Origin of the sequence: Arcobacter sp. CECT 8989 (assembly GCF_004116715.1) — a bacterium.
In the GTDB taxonomy this organism is placed as follows: Bacteria; Campylobacterota; Campylobacteria; order Campylobacterales; family Arcobacteraceae; genus Halarcobacter.
Map to the genome: position 1 here is coordinate 18,275 of NZ_PDKE01000002.1, position 14,544 is coordinate 32,818.

General features: G+C 31.1%; 13 protein-coding genes. 11 read left to right on the plus strand and 2 right to left on the minus strand.

Going from position 1 to position 14,544, the window contains the following annotated elements; genetic code table 11:
* Positions 1 to 6 precede the first annotated feature (6 nt).
* From CRV02_RS02305 to nuoN, 10 genes are read left to right on the plus strand one after another with little or no spacing between them, the layout of a single operon-like run.
* Positions 7 to 288, plus strand: coding sequence for an NADH-ubiquinone oxidoreductase subunit E family protein (locus CRV02_RS02305; RefSeq protein ID WP_129088994.1), 282 nt, complete (start codon positions 7 to 9; stop codon positions 286 to 288).
* Positions 288 to 1,097 carry a hypothetical protein gene (locus CRV02_RS02310; RefSeq protein ID WP_129088995.1) on the plus strand — a complete coding sequence of 270 codons (810 nt, stop codon included), beginning with the start codon at positions 288 to 290 and terminating at the stop codon, positions 1,095 to 1,097. Before CRV02_RS02305 ends, CRV02_RS02310 begins: the two co-directional genes overlap by 1 nt.
* A 2-nt stretch (positions 1,098 to 1,099) precedes the next feature.
* The gene (locus CRV02_RS02315; RefSeq protein ID WP_129088996.1) at positions 1,100 to 3,580 is read left to right on the plus strand and encodes an NADH-quinone oxidoreductase subunit G; all 2,481 of its coding nucleotides are present in this window, start codon (positions 1,100 to 1,102) and stop codon (positions 3,578 to 3,580) included.
* Between the two features lies 1 nt (position 3,581).
* The gene (gene nuoH / locus CRV02_RS02320) at positions 3,582 to 4,574 is read left to right on the plus strand and encodes an NADH-quinone oxidoreductase subunit NuoH (protein WP_129088997.1); all 993 of its coding nucleotides are present in this window, start codon (positions 3,582 to 3,584) and stop codon (positions 4,572 to 4,574) included.
* 9 nt (positions 4,575 to 4,583) lie between these two features.
* Complete coding sequence (gene nuoI, locus CRV02_RS02325) at positions 4,584 to 5,207, plus strand: NADH-quinone oxidoreductase subunit NuoI (protein ID WP_129084253.1); 624 nt, start codon at positions 4,584 to 4,586, stop codon at positions 5,205 to 5,207.
* A gap of 9 nt (positions 5,208 to 5,216) precedes the next feature.
* Positions 5,217 to 5,801 (plus strand): NADH-quinone oxidoreductase subunit J, encoded by a 585-nt coding sequence (locus tag CRV02_RS02330; protein WP_129088998.1) that lies wholly within the window; start codon positions 5,217 to 5,219, stop codon positions 5,799 to 5,801.
* Positions 5,802 to 6,101: an NADH-quinone oxidoreductase subunit NuoK gene (gene nuoK / locus CRV02_RS02335; protein ID WP_129084255.1), complete on the plus strand. Its 300-nt coding sequence runs from the start codon at positions 5,802 to 5,804 to the stop codon at positions 6,099 to 6,101.
* Between the two features lie 11 nt (positions 6,102 to 6,112).
* Entirely contained in the window at positions 6,113 to 8,056 is a 1,944-nt protein-coding gene (gene nuoL / locus CRV02_RS02340) for an NADH-quinone oxidoreductase subunit L (RefSeq protein ID WP_129088999.1), read from the plus strand.
* 1 nt (position 8,057) lies between these two features.
* Positions 8,058 to 9,584 carry an NADH-quinone oxidoreductase subunit M gene (locus CRV02_RS02345; RefSeq protein WP_129089000.1) on the plus strand — a complete coding sequence of 509 codons (1,527 nt, stop codon included), beginning with the start codon at positions 8,058 to 8,060 and terminating at the stop codon, positions 9,582 to 9,584.
* Positions 9,584 to 11,074: an NADH-quinone oxidoreductase subunit NuoN gene (nuoN, locus tag CRV02_RS02350; protein WP_129089001.1), complete on the plus strand. Its 1,491-nt coding sequence runs from the start codon at positions 9,584 to 9,586 to the stop codon at positions 11,072 to 11,074. Before CRV02_RS02345 ends, nuoN begins: the two co-directional genes overlap by 1 nt.
* A gap of 24 nt (positions 11,075 to 11,098) precedes the next feature.
* Here the strand turns inward: nuoN and CRV02_RS02355 are convergent, their stop codons facing one another.
* Positions 11,099 to 12,262 (minus strand): Opr family porin, encoded by a 1,164-nt coding sequence (locus tag CRV02_RS02355; RefSeq protein ID WP_129089002.1) that lies wholly within the window; start codon positions 12,260 to 12,262, stop codon positions 11,099 to 11,101.
* A 204-nt stretch (positions 12,263 to 12,466) separates the two neighbouring features.
* On the opposite strand from CRV02_RS02355, the gene CRV02_RS02360 reads away from it, so the two are divergent.
* Entirely contained in the window at positions 12,467 to 13,600 is a 1,134-nt protein-coding gene (locus tag CRV02_RS02360; protein WP_129089003.1) for an iron-containing alcohol dehydrogenase, read from the plus strand.
* 2 nt (positions 13,601 to 13,602) lie between these two features.
* Here CRV02_RS02360 and CRV02_RS02365 read toward each other — a convergent pair whose 3' ends face one another.
* Entirely contained in the window at positions 13,603 to 14,463 is an 861-nt protein-coding gene (locus tag CRV02_RS02365; RefSeq protein WP_129089004.1) for an AraC family transcriptional regulator, read from the minus strand.
* Between the last annotated feature and the right edge of the window lie 81 nt (positions 14,464 to 14,544).

The window sequence follows — 14,544 nt, forward strand, 5'->3', positions numbered from 1 at the left end:
AAGGGTATGAAAAGATTTGATTTAAGACCATTAAAAGAGAATTTTTATGACAGAATGTTAGAGCTTATGGATAAAGATATTTCAAAAGGTGAAAATGCAATTTTTCTTTTTGAAATAGGTGACTTCTCATGTGTTCAAAAAAGTGCTGATGTTATAAAAGATGCAGGATATACACTTATGAATTCAATTAAATTCAATGAAGTTGATTGGACTATTGTTGTGAAAAAAGAGAAGCCTTTAGTTGAAGTAAAAATAGAAGAGAATAAAGAAGAAGATAAAGAGGACTAATGAATACTAAAATAGAAAAAATTTTAAATAGCGATTATATTATCTCATTTGGGTCGTTTTTAGCCCAAGATAATGAGCAGGTTAAAGAAGCAATTATAGAAACTATTGCACAAAAAAATGCAGAGTTTATCTATATGCATCCTATTGATAATGTTGATTTAAAAGTTTATTATTCACAGTTAATTAAGTATGAAGTAGGAAGTGAAGAGGGGATTGCTTCAATGTTACTTGATACTTTTGTAAATGATGCAAGTGAAAAAATCAAAGATTATCTAAATGACTTAGATATGGGATATATTTCTGCTGAGAGTTCTGCTGGTGAAGAAGAGTTTGAAGAAGCATGTGAGAAAGCAGAAGATAAAACTTCAAAAGTTTTATTAGTGGGAAGAGATATTACAACTCATGAAAGAGTAAGAAATATTGTAAAAATCTTAAGTGCTATAAATAAATACTCTGATTTAGATGTAATTTGCCTAGATGAAAAAACACAAGAGCAAGTTGAGTCTTGCAATGATGAAGATATTGAAGAAGTAGAAGAGTTAGACTCATATAATGGAACAGTGGTTTATTCTATTTTTGATGAGCAAGATTGCCAAAAATTAGTAGGAAGCCAATCTTTTGCAAGAATTGCTAAGGTTCAAGATAAAGATGAGGTTTATTTAAATTACAATGGTCAAAAGGTGAAAAAGCAGTTTATTATAAATGATGACCTTTATGGGACAGTTGCATTATGTCCTATTTTAGATAGTAATATTAGCTTTTTAACTGAAAACTATAGATACAAACAAGTTAAGGTAGAGAAGGCTTAATAATGAGTGATACAATCAGCTTAACAATTAACGGAAAAGTTGTTGAAGCTAAAAGTGATGAGACTGTATTAAACACAGCAAGGGCAAATGATATTTTTATCCCTGCTTTATGTTATCTAACAAGATGTTCTCCTACACTAGCTTGTAGACTTTGTCTAGTAGAAGCAGATGGAAAACAAATCTATGCTTGTAATGCTAAAGTAAAAGAGGGGATGAATGTAACAACTTCAACTCCTAATATTGAAAAAGAAAGACGTGCAATAATGGAGGTTTACGATGTAAACCATCCTTTACAGTGTGGAGTTTGTGACCAAAGTGGAGAGTGTGAATTACAAAACTATACTCTTTATATGAAACTTGATTCTCAAAGCTATTCTATCAAAGATGTACCAAGACCAACGCAACACTGGGGAGTTATGAATTATGACCCAGGTCTTTGTATTGTTTGTGAAAAGTGTGTAACTGTTTGTAAAGATATGATTGGTTCAAATGCTTTAAGTACTGTAAAAAGAGGTTCTGAAGCAATTGATAAGATATTCAAAGATGAGATGCCAAAAGATGCATACTCTATGTGGAACAAACTAAACAAATCACTTATTGGTTTTGAAGAAGATAACTGTACTGATTGTGGTGAGTGTATTTCTGTTTGTCCCGTTGGAGCTTTAGTTTCAAATGATTTCCAATATAAATCAAATGCTTGGGAGCTAACAAGAGTTCCAGCTGCAAATCCTCACTCTAGTGATTGTGCCTTTATGTATTATGAAACAAAACACACATCTGTGGATGATGCAAGTTGCAAAATCTATAGAGTTACAAATGAACATCACTATTCAACACTGAATGGTGCGGCAAGATTTGCCTATGATTTTGAAAATAAAACTCAAGGGAAAGATGAAAAAGCATTTAATGAAGCAATAGAAGCTTTCAAAAAAGCTGACTCTATAAAGTTTAATTCATATATTACAAATGAAGAGGCTTTAATCTTACAAAAGCTTGCTTTAAAAACAGGAGCAAAACTAGTAAATAAAGATGCTTTTAGATTTAAAAGATTTATGCAAAATTATAGTTTAACTTCTGGAAAATCTCTTTACTCTTCAAGCTTAAAAGATGTGCATAATTCAAACTTTGTGGTATCTGTTGGAGCATATTTAAAATCTGATTTACCAAGTGCAAGGTATGCCTTTAATAACTCAGTTATTATGAATAAAGGTGCGGGATTATACTTTCATCCTGTGCAAGACCCAGTTATGGAAAAAGTTGGGAAAAAAGGTAAAACAACAGAGTTTATCTATCATAAACCAAATGTTGAAAGCTCAATTTTATATCTTATCTTACATCTATTTGCAAATGACTTACCTCTTGAAGTTCAAGAATTTATTGACTCTAAAAAAGAAACAAGAACTAAGACAGTTGTTGAGTCTAAAAAAGAGCAAGTTATTGAACTTATAAAAGATGAAGAGACAGGTGAAGAAAAAGAGGTAAAAAAACTTGTTACTAAAAAAGAAGAAAAACAAGTAGAGTTTGAATATACAAAGTTTTTAGATGATATCCAAAAAGATGAAACATTCTTGGACTTAATAGATTCAATGCTTGCTAAAAAAGATAAGTTTTCACTAATAGTTGGTGAAGATTTAATTCATAATGAAAACTATGAAGAATTAGCAAAACTTTGTGGTCTGATTGAAAAGTACACCTCTTTTGATGTAGTTGTAATTCCATCTCAAACAAACACTTTAGGTGTTAGTCTTATTTGTGATGAACTAGTGGAAGAAGAAAGAGGTTTTGTTATCGGATACAATGAAAAAGCAGACTTTGAATTAAGTGCTTTAGGAGATGGAAACCTTGATATGCCAGCACTTAATCAACAAGAGGGAACTTTTACGAATATTGATAAGAAAATCATTCCTACAAATGTAGCAATTGATTATAAGGGTTATGTATTAAATGACCTTGCAAATGAGATTTTAGGGTGTGATGTTGATCATACAATAGAATATACAAGTAAACTTCCAGAAGATAAAGGTTATTGTGGTTTAGAGTTTGATGACCTGCCTAATTACTTTGGAAACAACAGAGCTGAGTATAGAGGTTATGATTTAAAAGCCAATGATATTGAAGTAAGTGAAAAGCTTGGTTTAAAAGCTTTAACTCCTTTAGCTTTAGTAACAGAAGAAAATGAAATAGTTATTTATAAAGCAAACCCTATTAATCAGTTTAATGAATTTACAGCAATTGCTCACGAGTTTAAAGATGAGCTTCAAAGTGGGATTTTCTTCTCAAAAGCTTTATTTGAAAAACTTGAACTAGAAGAGAATCAAGAAGTTAATGTTCAAGTAGGTGAAGTGCAAAGAACTTTAAAAGCTTATTGTGAAAATCAAATTGATGGAGAAATTGCTTTAGTTTCTACTTTTGAAAAAGATTTAGATACTAAGGTGTTTTTTGAAGATTCAAGATATGCAGTAGCAAAAGTTATGAAGGTATAAAATGGAAACTTCAATCTTAATAGAAACAGTTGTTAAAGCGGTAGTTGTACTTTCTGTATTTGCAGCACTTGCAGGTTTTACAACATATATTGAAAGAAAGATACTAGCTTTTATGCAAAGAAGACTAGGTCCTACTAATGTAGGTCCTTATGGTCTTTTACAACTTGCAGCAGATGGAATAAAACTTTTTACAAAAGAGGACTTTATCCCTGCAAATGCAGCAAAGCCAGTATTTATGATAGCTCCAATTATTACTGCTTCAACTGCTTTTATAGCAATGACAGCCGTTCCATTTTTCCCAGAGTTTGAACTATTTGGTTATACAGTAAGACCGATTATTGCAGATATAAATGTAGGTGTGTTATTTGTACTTGGAGTAGCTTCTGTAGGTCTTTATGGACCACTATTAGCAGGAATGAGTTCTTCAAATAAGTGGGCACTTTTAGGGGGAGCTAGAACAGCTATTCAACTTTTATCTTATGAAGTTGTTTCAGGACTTGCATTACTTGCACCTTTAATGTTAGTAGGAAGTTTATCTTTAATAGATATAAACAACTACCAAGCAGGTGGTTTTACTGATTGGATTATTTGGTCTCAACCTTTAGCTTTTATTTTGTTTGTAATTGCAGGTTTTGCTGAAACAAATAGAACACCTTTTGACCTTTTAGAGCATGAAGCTGAGATTGTAGCAGGATATGCAACTGAGTATTCAGGACTTAGATGGGGAATGTTTTTTATAGGTGAGTATGCAAACCTATTTACGGTTTGTTTTTTAATTTCACTTATTTTCCTTGGTGGGTTTAATGACCTTTGGTTTATTCCAGGTGGTTTAGCAATTGTACTAAAAGTAATGATGTTAATTTTCTTCTTCCTTTGGACAAGAGCTTCATGGCCTCATATTAGACCAGACCAACTTATGTGGCTTTGCTGGAAAGTTTTAATGCCATTAGCAGTGATAAATATTTTAATCACTGGTTTTGTATTGATGTTTTAGGATTAAATGATGAGTTTAGAAAAACTAAAAAACAGAGACGTTAGCGTTGATGATTATATAAATATATTTGAAGACAATTATCCAAAAACTTCATGGGGACAGTTTAAACAAGTAGTAAAAAGGTCACTAAAGGGTGAACTTTTCAAAGGACTTGGAATTGTTCTAAATATCATGAGACAAGCACTTTTTAAAGGTGAAATGCAAACAGTTCAATATCCCGCTGAAAAGCTTCCAATAGGGCCTAGATATAGAGCAGTACATAAACTACTTGCTCTTTTAGAATCAGGTGAAAATAGATGTATTGGTTGTGGTCTTTGTGAAAAGATTTGTATCGCTGATTGTATTAGAATGGATACTAGAATTGATGAAAATTCTAGAAAAGAAGTACTTGAATATACAATTAACATGGGTAGATGTATCTTTTGTGGTTATTGTGCAGAAGTTTGCCCAGAACTTGCAATTGTTCATGGTGGAAGATATGAAAATGCAAGTGAACAAAGAGCGCATTTTGCTTTAAAAGAGGATTTATTAACACCTCTTGATAAACTATTAGAGCAAAAAGAGTACCCAGGTTTTGGTGCTGTATCTCCTGATGCAGATGAAAAAATTAAAAAAACACCACTTTCATATTAAGGAGTTTGAATGTTTGAAATTGTAGCTTTTTATCTTTTCGCATTTTTAACTGTAACGATGTTTTCAATTACAGTTTTTACAAATAACTCTTTATATGCATTAAGCTCACTAGCAGCTGGAATGATTTTTATTTCAGCCTTCTTTTTCCTTTTAGGAGCAGAGTTTTTAGGTGCTGTACAAATTGTTGTTTATACAGGTGCTGTAATGGCTTTATATGCCTTTGGTATGATGTTCTTTGACTCTTTATCAACAGTAAAAGAGAAAATTAAAAACCCAAGGTTGGTATTTTTATTAATAGGTATTTCTGCTTTAGTTGTAGTTTTAATTTTTACAGCTCCAATTGTAGCAACAAATATCGAAGCACACTATCCAATAAATAGTGAATGGGGAAATTCACAACAAGTGGGAATCGTACTTTTTACTAAATATTTAGTTCCCTTTGAAGTTGCAGCTGTAATGCTTTTAGTTGCTATGATTGGTGGAATTATTTTAGCTGGTAAAAAAATGGATGTATCATATACTGAACTTAGTGAAGAGCAAATTGATGAATTTGAGAAAGAGCAAAAAGAACAAAAAGAAAAGGAGACTAAGTAAATGACTTTAAATGCATACTTAATTTTATCAGCAGTACTTTTCTTTATAGGTATGATTGGAGTATTAAGAAGAAAAAATCTTCTTATGCTTTTTTTCTCAACAGAGATTATGTTAAATGCAGTAAATGTTGGACTTGCTGCTGTATCAAAATTTCATGAAGATATCACAGGTCAGATGTTTGCCTTTTTTATTATTGCAATTGCCGCAAGTGAAGTTGCTATTGGACTTGGACTTCTTATTCTTTGGTACAAGAAAAAAGGTTCAATCAATCTTGATACTCTACAAAGTATGAAAGGCTAAGGGGAATGTTTATGGAAAACTATTTATATATTGCCCTTTTTGCTCCACTTGTAGGCTCACTAATAGCAGCACTATTTGCAAATAGCCCGAAACAGAATTTTATCGGAGTATTAACAACACTTTTAATTGCTGTTTCAATGTTTGCTTCTTTGAAACTTTTATATTTTGTGTATTCAACTGATGTAGTAGTTTCAACAAAACTTTTCTCTTGGATAGAAATAGGTAATTTATCTATTCCTTTTGGTTTTGTAGTTGACCAAGTAAGTGTTGTGATGATGGTTGTTGTAACAGTTGTTTCAACTATGGTTCATATTCACTCAATTGGGTATATGGAGCATGATAAAAGTTTTAATAGATTTTTTGCATGGTTATCAGCCTTTGTATTTTCGATGATGATACTTGTTATGAGTGATAACTTTGCAGGATTGTTTATTGGATGGGAAGGTGTTGGACTTTGTTCTTGGGGATTAATTGGCTTTTGGTATCACAAAAAAGACCAAGAGTTATCAAATGATATTAAGAAATCACCGTTTTCAACGCTTTCACCGTTTTCTTCTATTTCACCTGCCTTTGCAGCAAATGAAGCATTTATTACAAATAGAATTGCAGACTTAGCAATGCTTATAGGAATGTTCTTGATTTTTTGGAACCTTGGAAGTTTACAATATGATGTGGTTTTTGCAAATATAATTACACTAGATAATAGTTTAATTGTAGCTATTGCAGTACTTCTATTTATAGGAGCAATGGGAAAATCAGCACAATTTCCTTTTAATCAATGGCTTGCAAATGCAATGGAAGGACCAACTCCTGTTTCAGCACTAATTCATGCTGCAACAATGGTAACAGCAGGGGTTTACTTAGTAATAAGAGCAAATGAAATTTTTGTAGCAGTTCCAAGTGTAGGAAACTTTATTGCTGCCCTTGGTGCTTTTGTAGCAATTGGGGCTGCACTTATGGCACTAGTAGCTACTAATATTAAAAAAATCATTGCCTTTTCTACTTTATCACAGCTTGGATATATGTTTGTAGCAGCTGGTCTTGGAGCTTATTGGGTAGCACTATTTCATCTTGCAACTCATGCTTTCTTTAAATCAGTTCTATTTTTAGGAGCTGGAAATGTAATGCATGCTCTAAATGATGAAATAAACATCAAAAATATGGGTGGATTATATAAGCATATGAAAGGCACAGCAATTATTATGATAATTGCTTCTTTAGCTCTTGCTGGAATTTTCCCATTAGCAGGTTTCTTCTCAAAAGATCTGATTTTAGAAGTTGCCTTTGGAAGCCATAGTTTTATTATCTGGGCAGTACTATTTGTAACAGCAGGGCTTACGGCATTTTATTCATTTAGACTTATTATGTATGTATTTTTTGGAAAAGAGAACTTCAAAGAGTTTAATTACCATCCTCACGAAGCAAAGAGTTTTGTAATAGCTTCAATGTCTATTTTAGCTCTTCTTTCAATAGTTGCAGGGTGGTTTAAACCTTTATTTGTAGAGTTTGTAACTAAAAAACTTCCAGTTTTAAATGTGCACTTGGATTATTCAACTATTTATTTATTAATAGTTGCTACAAGTGCTATCGTTTTAATCTCTATAGCCTTTGCAGTGTTTAGATTTAGAAAAAAACAAACTTATTTCTCTTCTTCTTTAGAAGGTAAGTTTTTCTATAAACTGTTAGCAAATCAGTTCTATATTCCACATTTTATAGAGAGTATTGTGAATAAGTCATATCTAATTCTTTCAATAATTGCTTTTAGAGTTTTTGATATGAAGATAATAGATTTTATAGTTGATGGAATTGCAAAAGTGATTTATAAAAGTGGTGATAAAGCAAGAGTTTCTCAAAATGGAAACTTATCAAGTTCATTAAGACTAATGGTTTTAGGAATAGTTTTCCTTTTAGTCTCAGGTATTGTTTTAGCAGTAGCAAGTCAAGGGGTTTATTAAGATGGAATATATTTTATCAATATTAATATTTTTTCCAGCATTTGCAGCAATAGTAGGGTTTTTAGTAAAACAAGACTCTATAAAAGCTTATGGAATATGTGTTACTGCTATGCAGTTTGTTTTATCACTTGTTCTTTGGATGAACTTTGATGTAAATGAAGGGCAAATGCAGTTTACACATATAATTCCTATTATTAGTTCATATGGAATAAATTATCATGTGGGAGTTGATGGTATTTCACTATTTTTAGTGATTATGACAACTTTTATGACGATGATTGCTCTTATTGGACTTAGTGAAAAAAGAGATTTAAAGAATCTAGTTATTACTGTACTATTTTTAGAAATGACTATGGTAGGAGTATTTTTAGCCCTTGATGCAATTATTTTCTATGCTTTCTGGGAGTTATCATTAGTACCTATGCTTTATATTATTGGAGCATGGGGTGGAAAGTTAAGAATCTACGCTTCTATAAAGTTCTTCTTATATACTTTCTTAGGTTCTTTAATCATGCTTGTGGGAATGCTTTATTTATCTTATGTTTATTATATAACAACAGGAACTTACAGCTTTAGTTTACAAGATTGGAATATGATGATACTTCCATTTGATATGCAATTTTGGTTATTTATTGCATTCTTTTGTGGTTTTGCTGTTAAGGTTCCAATGTTCCCATTCCATACTTGGCTTCCTTATGCACACGGACAGGCACCAACAATTGGTTCAGTAATTCTTGCAGCTGTTTTACTTAAAATGGGAACATATGGTTTTGTGAGATTCTCATTACCACTTTTCCCTGATGCAAGTGTTTACTTTACAATTCCAATGGCTATCTTAGCTTTAATTGCAATTGTTTATACAGCAATGGTAGCTTATGCTCAAGAAGATATGAAACAGGTTATTGCTTACTCTTCTGTTTCTCATATGGGTGTGATTATCTTAGGAATTTTTGCACTAAATGTTGAAGGAATTGGTGGAGCAATTTTTCTTATGATTTCCCATGGTATTGTTTCAGGAGCTCTGTTTATGTTAGTTGGGGTTGTTTATGATAGAACCCACACTAAGATGATAAAAGATTATGGTGGAATAGCAAGAGTTATGCCAAAGTATGCAACTATATTTGCAATTATGCTTATGGCATCAATTGGACTTCCTCTAACTATAGGATTTGTAGGTGAGTTTTTATCCCTTCTTGGATTCTTTAAAGTAAGTGCAACTTTAACTTTAATAGCTGGACTTACTATTATTTTTGGAGCAGTTTATATGTTAACAATGTATAAAAAAGTTTTCTTTGGTCCAATAAAAAATGAAAAAAACAATGAGTTAAAAGATTTAAATAAAAGAGAGTTAAGTGCTCTAATTCCACTAGTTGCTTTAGTTGTGATTTTAGGTGTTTATCCAAAACCTATTTTAAAGCCTGTAGAAACTTCTGTGAATCATGTAGTTGAGGTTATGAAAATAAAAGCTTTAGAAGATAATACAAGAGTTGAAATATTAAATAGAAACTCAATTGAAGGAGCTAGATAATGAATAGTATCCCACCAATTGCAATTGAGTTTGCAAGTTTAAATTTCCCAACAATTGTTCCTATGATTATAGCTATTGTTGGAGCATTGGTTATTTTAATAATTGATTTAATAAATAAAAACCTTGATAAATCACTTTATGTGATGATTGCAGTTTTATTTTTAATTGTTGATTTAGGGGTAATTATTGGTTTTACTTCCGATGTAAGAGGTTTCTTTGACCTTTTATTAGTTGATGGAATTGCCATATTATCTCAAGGAATTATTGTACTTGCCTCGCTATTTTTTGTTCTTACAGCTATGGGGAAACTAAGATTCCAAGAGTATAGATACCCTGAATACTTTGCATTGTATTTATTTATGGTAGCAGGGTTCCAGTTTATGGTAAGTTCTGATTCTCTTATCTTAATCCTTGTGGGACTTGAAACAGCATCTATGGCACTTTATACAATTATTGCAATGCACAATAGAACAAATGCTTTAGAAGCTGCAATAAAATACTTTACAATGGGTGCTTTATCAACTGCATTTTTTGCCTTTGGTTCATTGATTTTTTATGCTGTAACAGGAACAGTAGAGCTTGGAAAAGTATCTGAAGTTTTAGTTGCTTCAAACTATGAAAACTATCCATTAGTTCTTTTAGGTGTAATATTTATGCTTGGGGCTTTAGGATTTAAATTATCATTGGTTCCTTACCATACTTGGGTAGCTGATGTTTATGAAGGTTCAACGGCAGCTCTTGCAGGTTTTTTATCTATTGTTCCAAAGATGGCTGCTTTTGTAGTAGCTTTAAGATTCTTTGAAATATTTATAGCAAGTGGTGACCCATTTGTTGAGGTGATTTTATATGTAACGGTTGTATTAACAATCACTATTCCAAATATAATTGCCCTTTTACAAAATGATATAAGTAGAATGCTTGCATATTCGTCTATTTCAAATGCAGGTTTTGCAATGACAGCTATTTTAATTGGAAGTACACAAGCAACACAGGCTCTGTTTTTATACTGGCTAATGTTCTTAATTACTAACCTTGGAGCATTTTCAATGTTATGGATAAATAGAAGTAAAGATAGTAGTAGTTTCTCTTCTGACCATGCTATGGAAAAATACTCAGGTCTTATAAAAAAAGAGCCATTTTCTGCTCTTATGATGGGATTATTTTTATTCTCTCTTGCGGGAATACCTCCCTTTGCACTATTTTGGGGAAAACTATATTTAATTGGAAGTGCTGTAAATGGTGGATATTTAATTTTAGCCTTAATTATGGTTTTAAACTCTGCTATTGCAGGTTATTATTACTTAAAGCCAATTGTATTTATGTTCTTAAAAGATGCAAATGAAGAAGTGGAAGTTAAGTTTTTAGCAAACTCAACACCTGTAATAAAAGCAGTTATAGGTCTTTGTGCGGTTTTAGTAGTATTTTCAATTCTTTTAATAGAACCACTATTAGAAATAATCTCTTATTATGTTCAAATCTCAGGATACTAGGAAAATTCCTAGTATCTAAAGCTTTTAAAAAGAGTAAGTTAACGTAAGGTTTACTTGGTCTTGATCTGTTTCATTTAAATCATTACTATCTACATTTACATGAGTAAGCCCAAGGTTTGCATTTAATTCACTTGTTAATTTATATCCAAGCCATAAAGTAGTTTCATCTTGTTCATAAGACTCATCTGCTTTGTCATACTCAGTATTTCCATAAAGCAGTGTAGCACTTAAATCTCCAAAAGATTTACTAAGACCTAAGTAGTAAGTCTTCGCATCTTTTAAATAGATTTGATCTCCTTCTTCAAAAGGATTGATAATCTCTCCTGCAAGGTGAGTAAAACCTTGGTCTTTATCAATTTGGATATATCCTACATAAGGTGTAAATCCAGCAATAGAAGTGCTAATCATTAAGTCAATAATACTTGAATCCTCTTCATTAGAATCATCTGGTTTATTTACAGCATAGTGTGCTCTAAATGAAGTATCACCATATTTTAAATTCACTTTTCCACCAATAATATCTCTGTTATCAGGAGCAATGAAATCATAAGCAGTTGCAGAGATATTTTCATTAAATTTTTGAGTTAAAGCTATTTTATAAACCCCTTTATTTTCATTCATTTTAGTCATAGGTCTATAATCTCTTGAATAGATTCTACCGTGTCTTTGAGACCAAATAGCTTCAATAGAAGTATTATCAAAGTTTGCATCAATTCTTAGGGCATCTTGAGTTTTATTCATCCAATCTGTTGAGATAAACTGTCTACCAGCTTTAACTGAAATTGCTTCATAATTATATGCTAAGAATAACTCTTCTAAATCTACACTTCTTCTACTTCCATCTTTGTACCAGAATCTTTCAGCTGCGTCACCTTTTCCTTGGTAATGGAACTCATCTTCTCCACCTTCAAAGATTGTTTTATAAGCTCTTACTTTTGAAGTTAGACTTAGGTTATTCCAAACGCCACTTTCATATTTTAATGCAAAAGAACCAACAGAGTAATCTGTATCATTATAGTAGTTACCCCATTTTGCTAGTTCATTGTCCATATCTCTTTGTTCATATGTAACTGCAAACTCACCACTTATTTTTCCACTTGTTAATGCTTCTTGTAAAGATGAAGCACTCGAAATAGAAGGAATACCAATTGCTAAGATAGCAATAAGACTTAATTTTGTAGCTTTCATTTTCTTGCCTTTATTTAATATTTTAAATAAAACTAAAAATTATAATCTAGTTTTATTTTTTATGTTTTGGAAGTATAAATAAAAAATGTAGATAAAAAATCGAATAAGTAAATTTGTAGAAAAATAGATACAATTTGTAGGATTTGATATTTGCAAATAGTTTTTATATCTATATAATAATAGAAAAATTTGAAAGGATAATTTATGACATATACATATCATAACCCTACTGTTATTGAGTTTGGACAAAATAAAATAGAGTCAATCACAAATTATATTCCAAAAGATTCAAAGGTATTATTTGTTTATGGTGGTGGTTCTATTAAGAAAAATAGTGTTTATGAACAAGTTGTTAAAGCATTGAATGAGCATACATTTTTAGAGTTTAGTGGAGTTGAACCAAATCCCACAGTTGAGACTATGAATAAAGCAGTTAAACTTGTAAAAGAAGAGAAAATAGATTTTGTTTTAGCAGTTGGTGGAGGTTCTGTAATTGATGGGTGTAAATATCTAGTTGCAGCATCTTTATATGATGGTGATACTTGGGATTTCCTAGATGGAAGTGCTGAACCTAAAGAAGCTTTACCTTTAGGAGCAATTTTGACTCTTCCTGCAACAGGTAGTGAATCAAATAGTGGAACAGTAGTTTCAAGAAAAGAGACAAACGAAAAAAGATTTTTCTTTTCTCCATTTATTTTTCCTAAATTTGCAGTTCTTGACCCAAGTGTAATGAGCTCATTAGATGATAGACAACTTGCAAATGGATTAGTTGATGCTTTTGTTCATACATGTGAACAATATATTACTTGTCCAAATGAGTCATTATTACATGATGGATATAGTGAAACTATTTTAAAAGGTTTAGTTTCTCTTGCAAAAGATTGGGATAAAAGAGAAACTTATAATTGGCAAGAAAATTTAATGCTTTTAGCAAACCAAGCTTTAAATGGATTTATTGGTTCAGGTGTCGCACAAGATTGGGCAACACATATGATAGGACATGAATTAACTGCCTTTTATGGGCTTGACCATGGAAGAAGTTTAGCTGTAGTTCAACCACAACTTTTAAGAGTGATGTTTGAAGATAAAAAAGAGAAACTACTTCAAATGGGACAAAATGTATTTAATATAAATGATGCACAGGAGACTATTATAAAAATTGAAGAGTTATACCACTCTCTTGGTGTATCAACAAATTTAAGTGATTATGGAATTGATGATAAAGTTGTATCAAATGTTACAAGTGCTTTAGAAAAACATGGAATGACTGCCATTGGTGAAAATCAAAATATCACACTTGATAAAGTAAAAGAGATTCTTAACTTAACAATAAAATAGACTTAAAGAGGTTTAGCCTCTTTAGGTGGAAAGCCAAAATAGTTTTTAAAATCCTTGCTAAACTGTGAACTGTTTTCATATCCTACTTCATAAGCACAATCATTTACTAAGTAGTTATTGTTCATTAAAAGCTCTTTAGCTTTATTTAAACGAATACTTTTTATATATTGTAAAGGTGTAAAAGAAGTTGCTTTTTTAAAGTGAGAGTGGAAAGATGCAACACTCATGTCAACTGTTTTTGCAAGCTCTGAAATATCTATTTTATCATGGTAATTATTGTGAATAAATCTAATACTTCTTGCTATCTTTGCTTCAGTTTTATTATTTAAAAACATTTTATATAAGAAGTGAGCATTTTCTGATTTAGCAACTCTATAAAAAAGCTCTTTCAATAAACTTTTTCCTAAGATTTCTGACTCTTCTTTATCTTGTAAAACCTTTAGTAATCTAAAAGTTATATCTTCAATCTCTTCTGTAACCTTATCACTAAAAACTGCTAATTTAGAGTCTGAATAGGGTTTTGGTTCTTTACTTATTAAATCAATCACTTCATACATCAACTCTTTATTGATAGAAATTAGCATGCAAATATAAGGTTCTTCCTTTGAAGCAATAGTTTCACACTCAAAAGGAAGTGTTGTGGGAACTACTAGGTACTCTTTATTGTTGTATTCAAATCTATTTTGATTTAGATAGCCAATTTTTGTTCCTTGAAGAACAAGCACTAAACAAACATCATATATTAAAGGACCTCTAGAACAAAAGCTTTCAGTCTTATAAAGTTTGATGTCTTTTATGTTTGTATTTAATGCTCCATCTTCTTTGATTAGTTTATTTACTTCATTTAAAATTTTTCTATTCATAAATTAATTATATCAATAATATTTTGCTTTTTATATGTTAAATCCTTTAAAAAGCTTGTTTGTTTCTATAAATTCGGAAAT

Coding starts and splice junctions, on each gene's coding strand:
- nuoI (WP_129084253.1), top strand. CDS start 4,584: ATGAGTTTAGAAAAACTAAAAAACAGAGACGTTAGCGTTGATGATTAT.
- nuoN (WP_129089001.1), top strand. CDS start 9,584: ATGAATAGTATCCCACCAATTGCAATTGAGTTTGCAAGTTTAAATTTC.
- CRV02_RS02345 (WP_129089000.1), top strand. CDS start 8,058: ATGGAATATATTTTATCAATATTAATATTTTTTCCAGCATTTGCAGCA.
- CRV02_RS02365 (WP_129089004.1), bottom strand. CDS start 14,463: ATGAATAGAAAAATTTTAAATGAAGTAAATAAACTAATCAAAGAAGAT.
- CRV02_RS02305 (WP_129088994.1), top strand. CDS start 7: ATGAAAAGATTTGATTTAAGACCATTAAAAGAGAATTTTTATGACAGA.
- nuoK (WP_129084255.1), top strand. CDS start 5,802: ATGACTTTAAATGCATACTTAATTTTATCAGCAGTACTTTTCTTTATA.
- CRV02_RS02360 (WP_129089003.1), top strand. CDS start 12,467: ATGACATATACATATCATAACCCTACTGTTATTGAGTTTGGACAAAAT.
- nuoL (WP_129088999.1), top strand. CDS start 6,113: ATGGAAAACTATTTATATATTGCCCTTTTTGCTCCACTTGTAGGCTCA.
- nuoH (WP_129088997.1), top strand. CDS start 3,582: ATGGAAACTTCAATCTTAATAGAAACAGTTGTTAAAGCGGTAGTTGTA.
- CRV02_RS02315 (WP_129088996.1), top strand. CDS start 1,100: ATGAGTGATACAATCAGCTTAACAATTAACGGAAAAGTTGTTGAAGCT.
- CRV02_RS02355 (WP_129089002.1), bottom strand. CDS start 12,262: ATGAAAGCTACAAAATTAAGTCTTATTGCTATCTTAGCAATTGGTATT.
- CRV02_RS02330 (WP_129088998.1), top strand. CDS start 5,217: ATGTTTGAAATTGTAGCTTTTTATCTTTTCGCATTTTTAACTGTAACG.
- CRV02_RS02310 (WP_129088995.1), top strand. CDS start 288: ATGAATACTAAAATAGAAAAAATTTTAAATAGCGATTATATTATCTCA.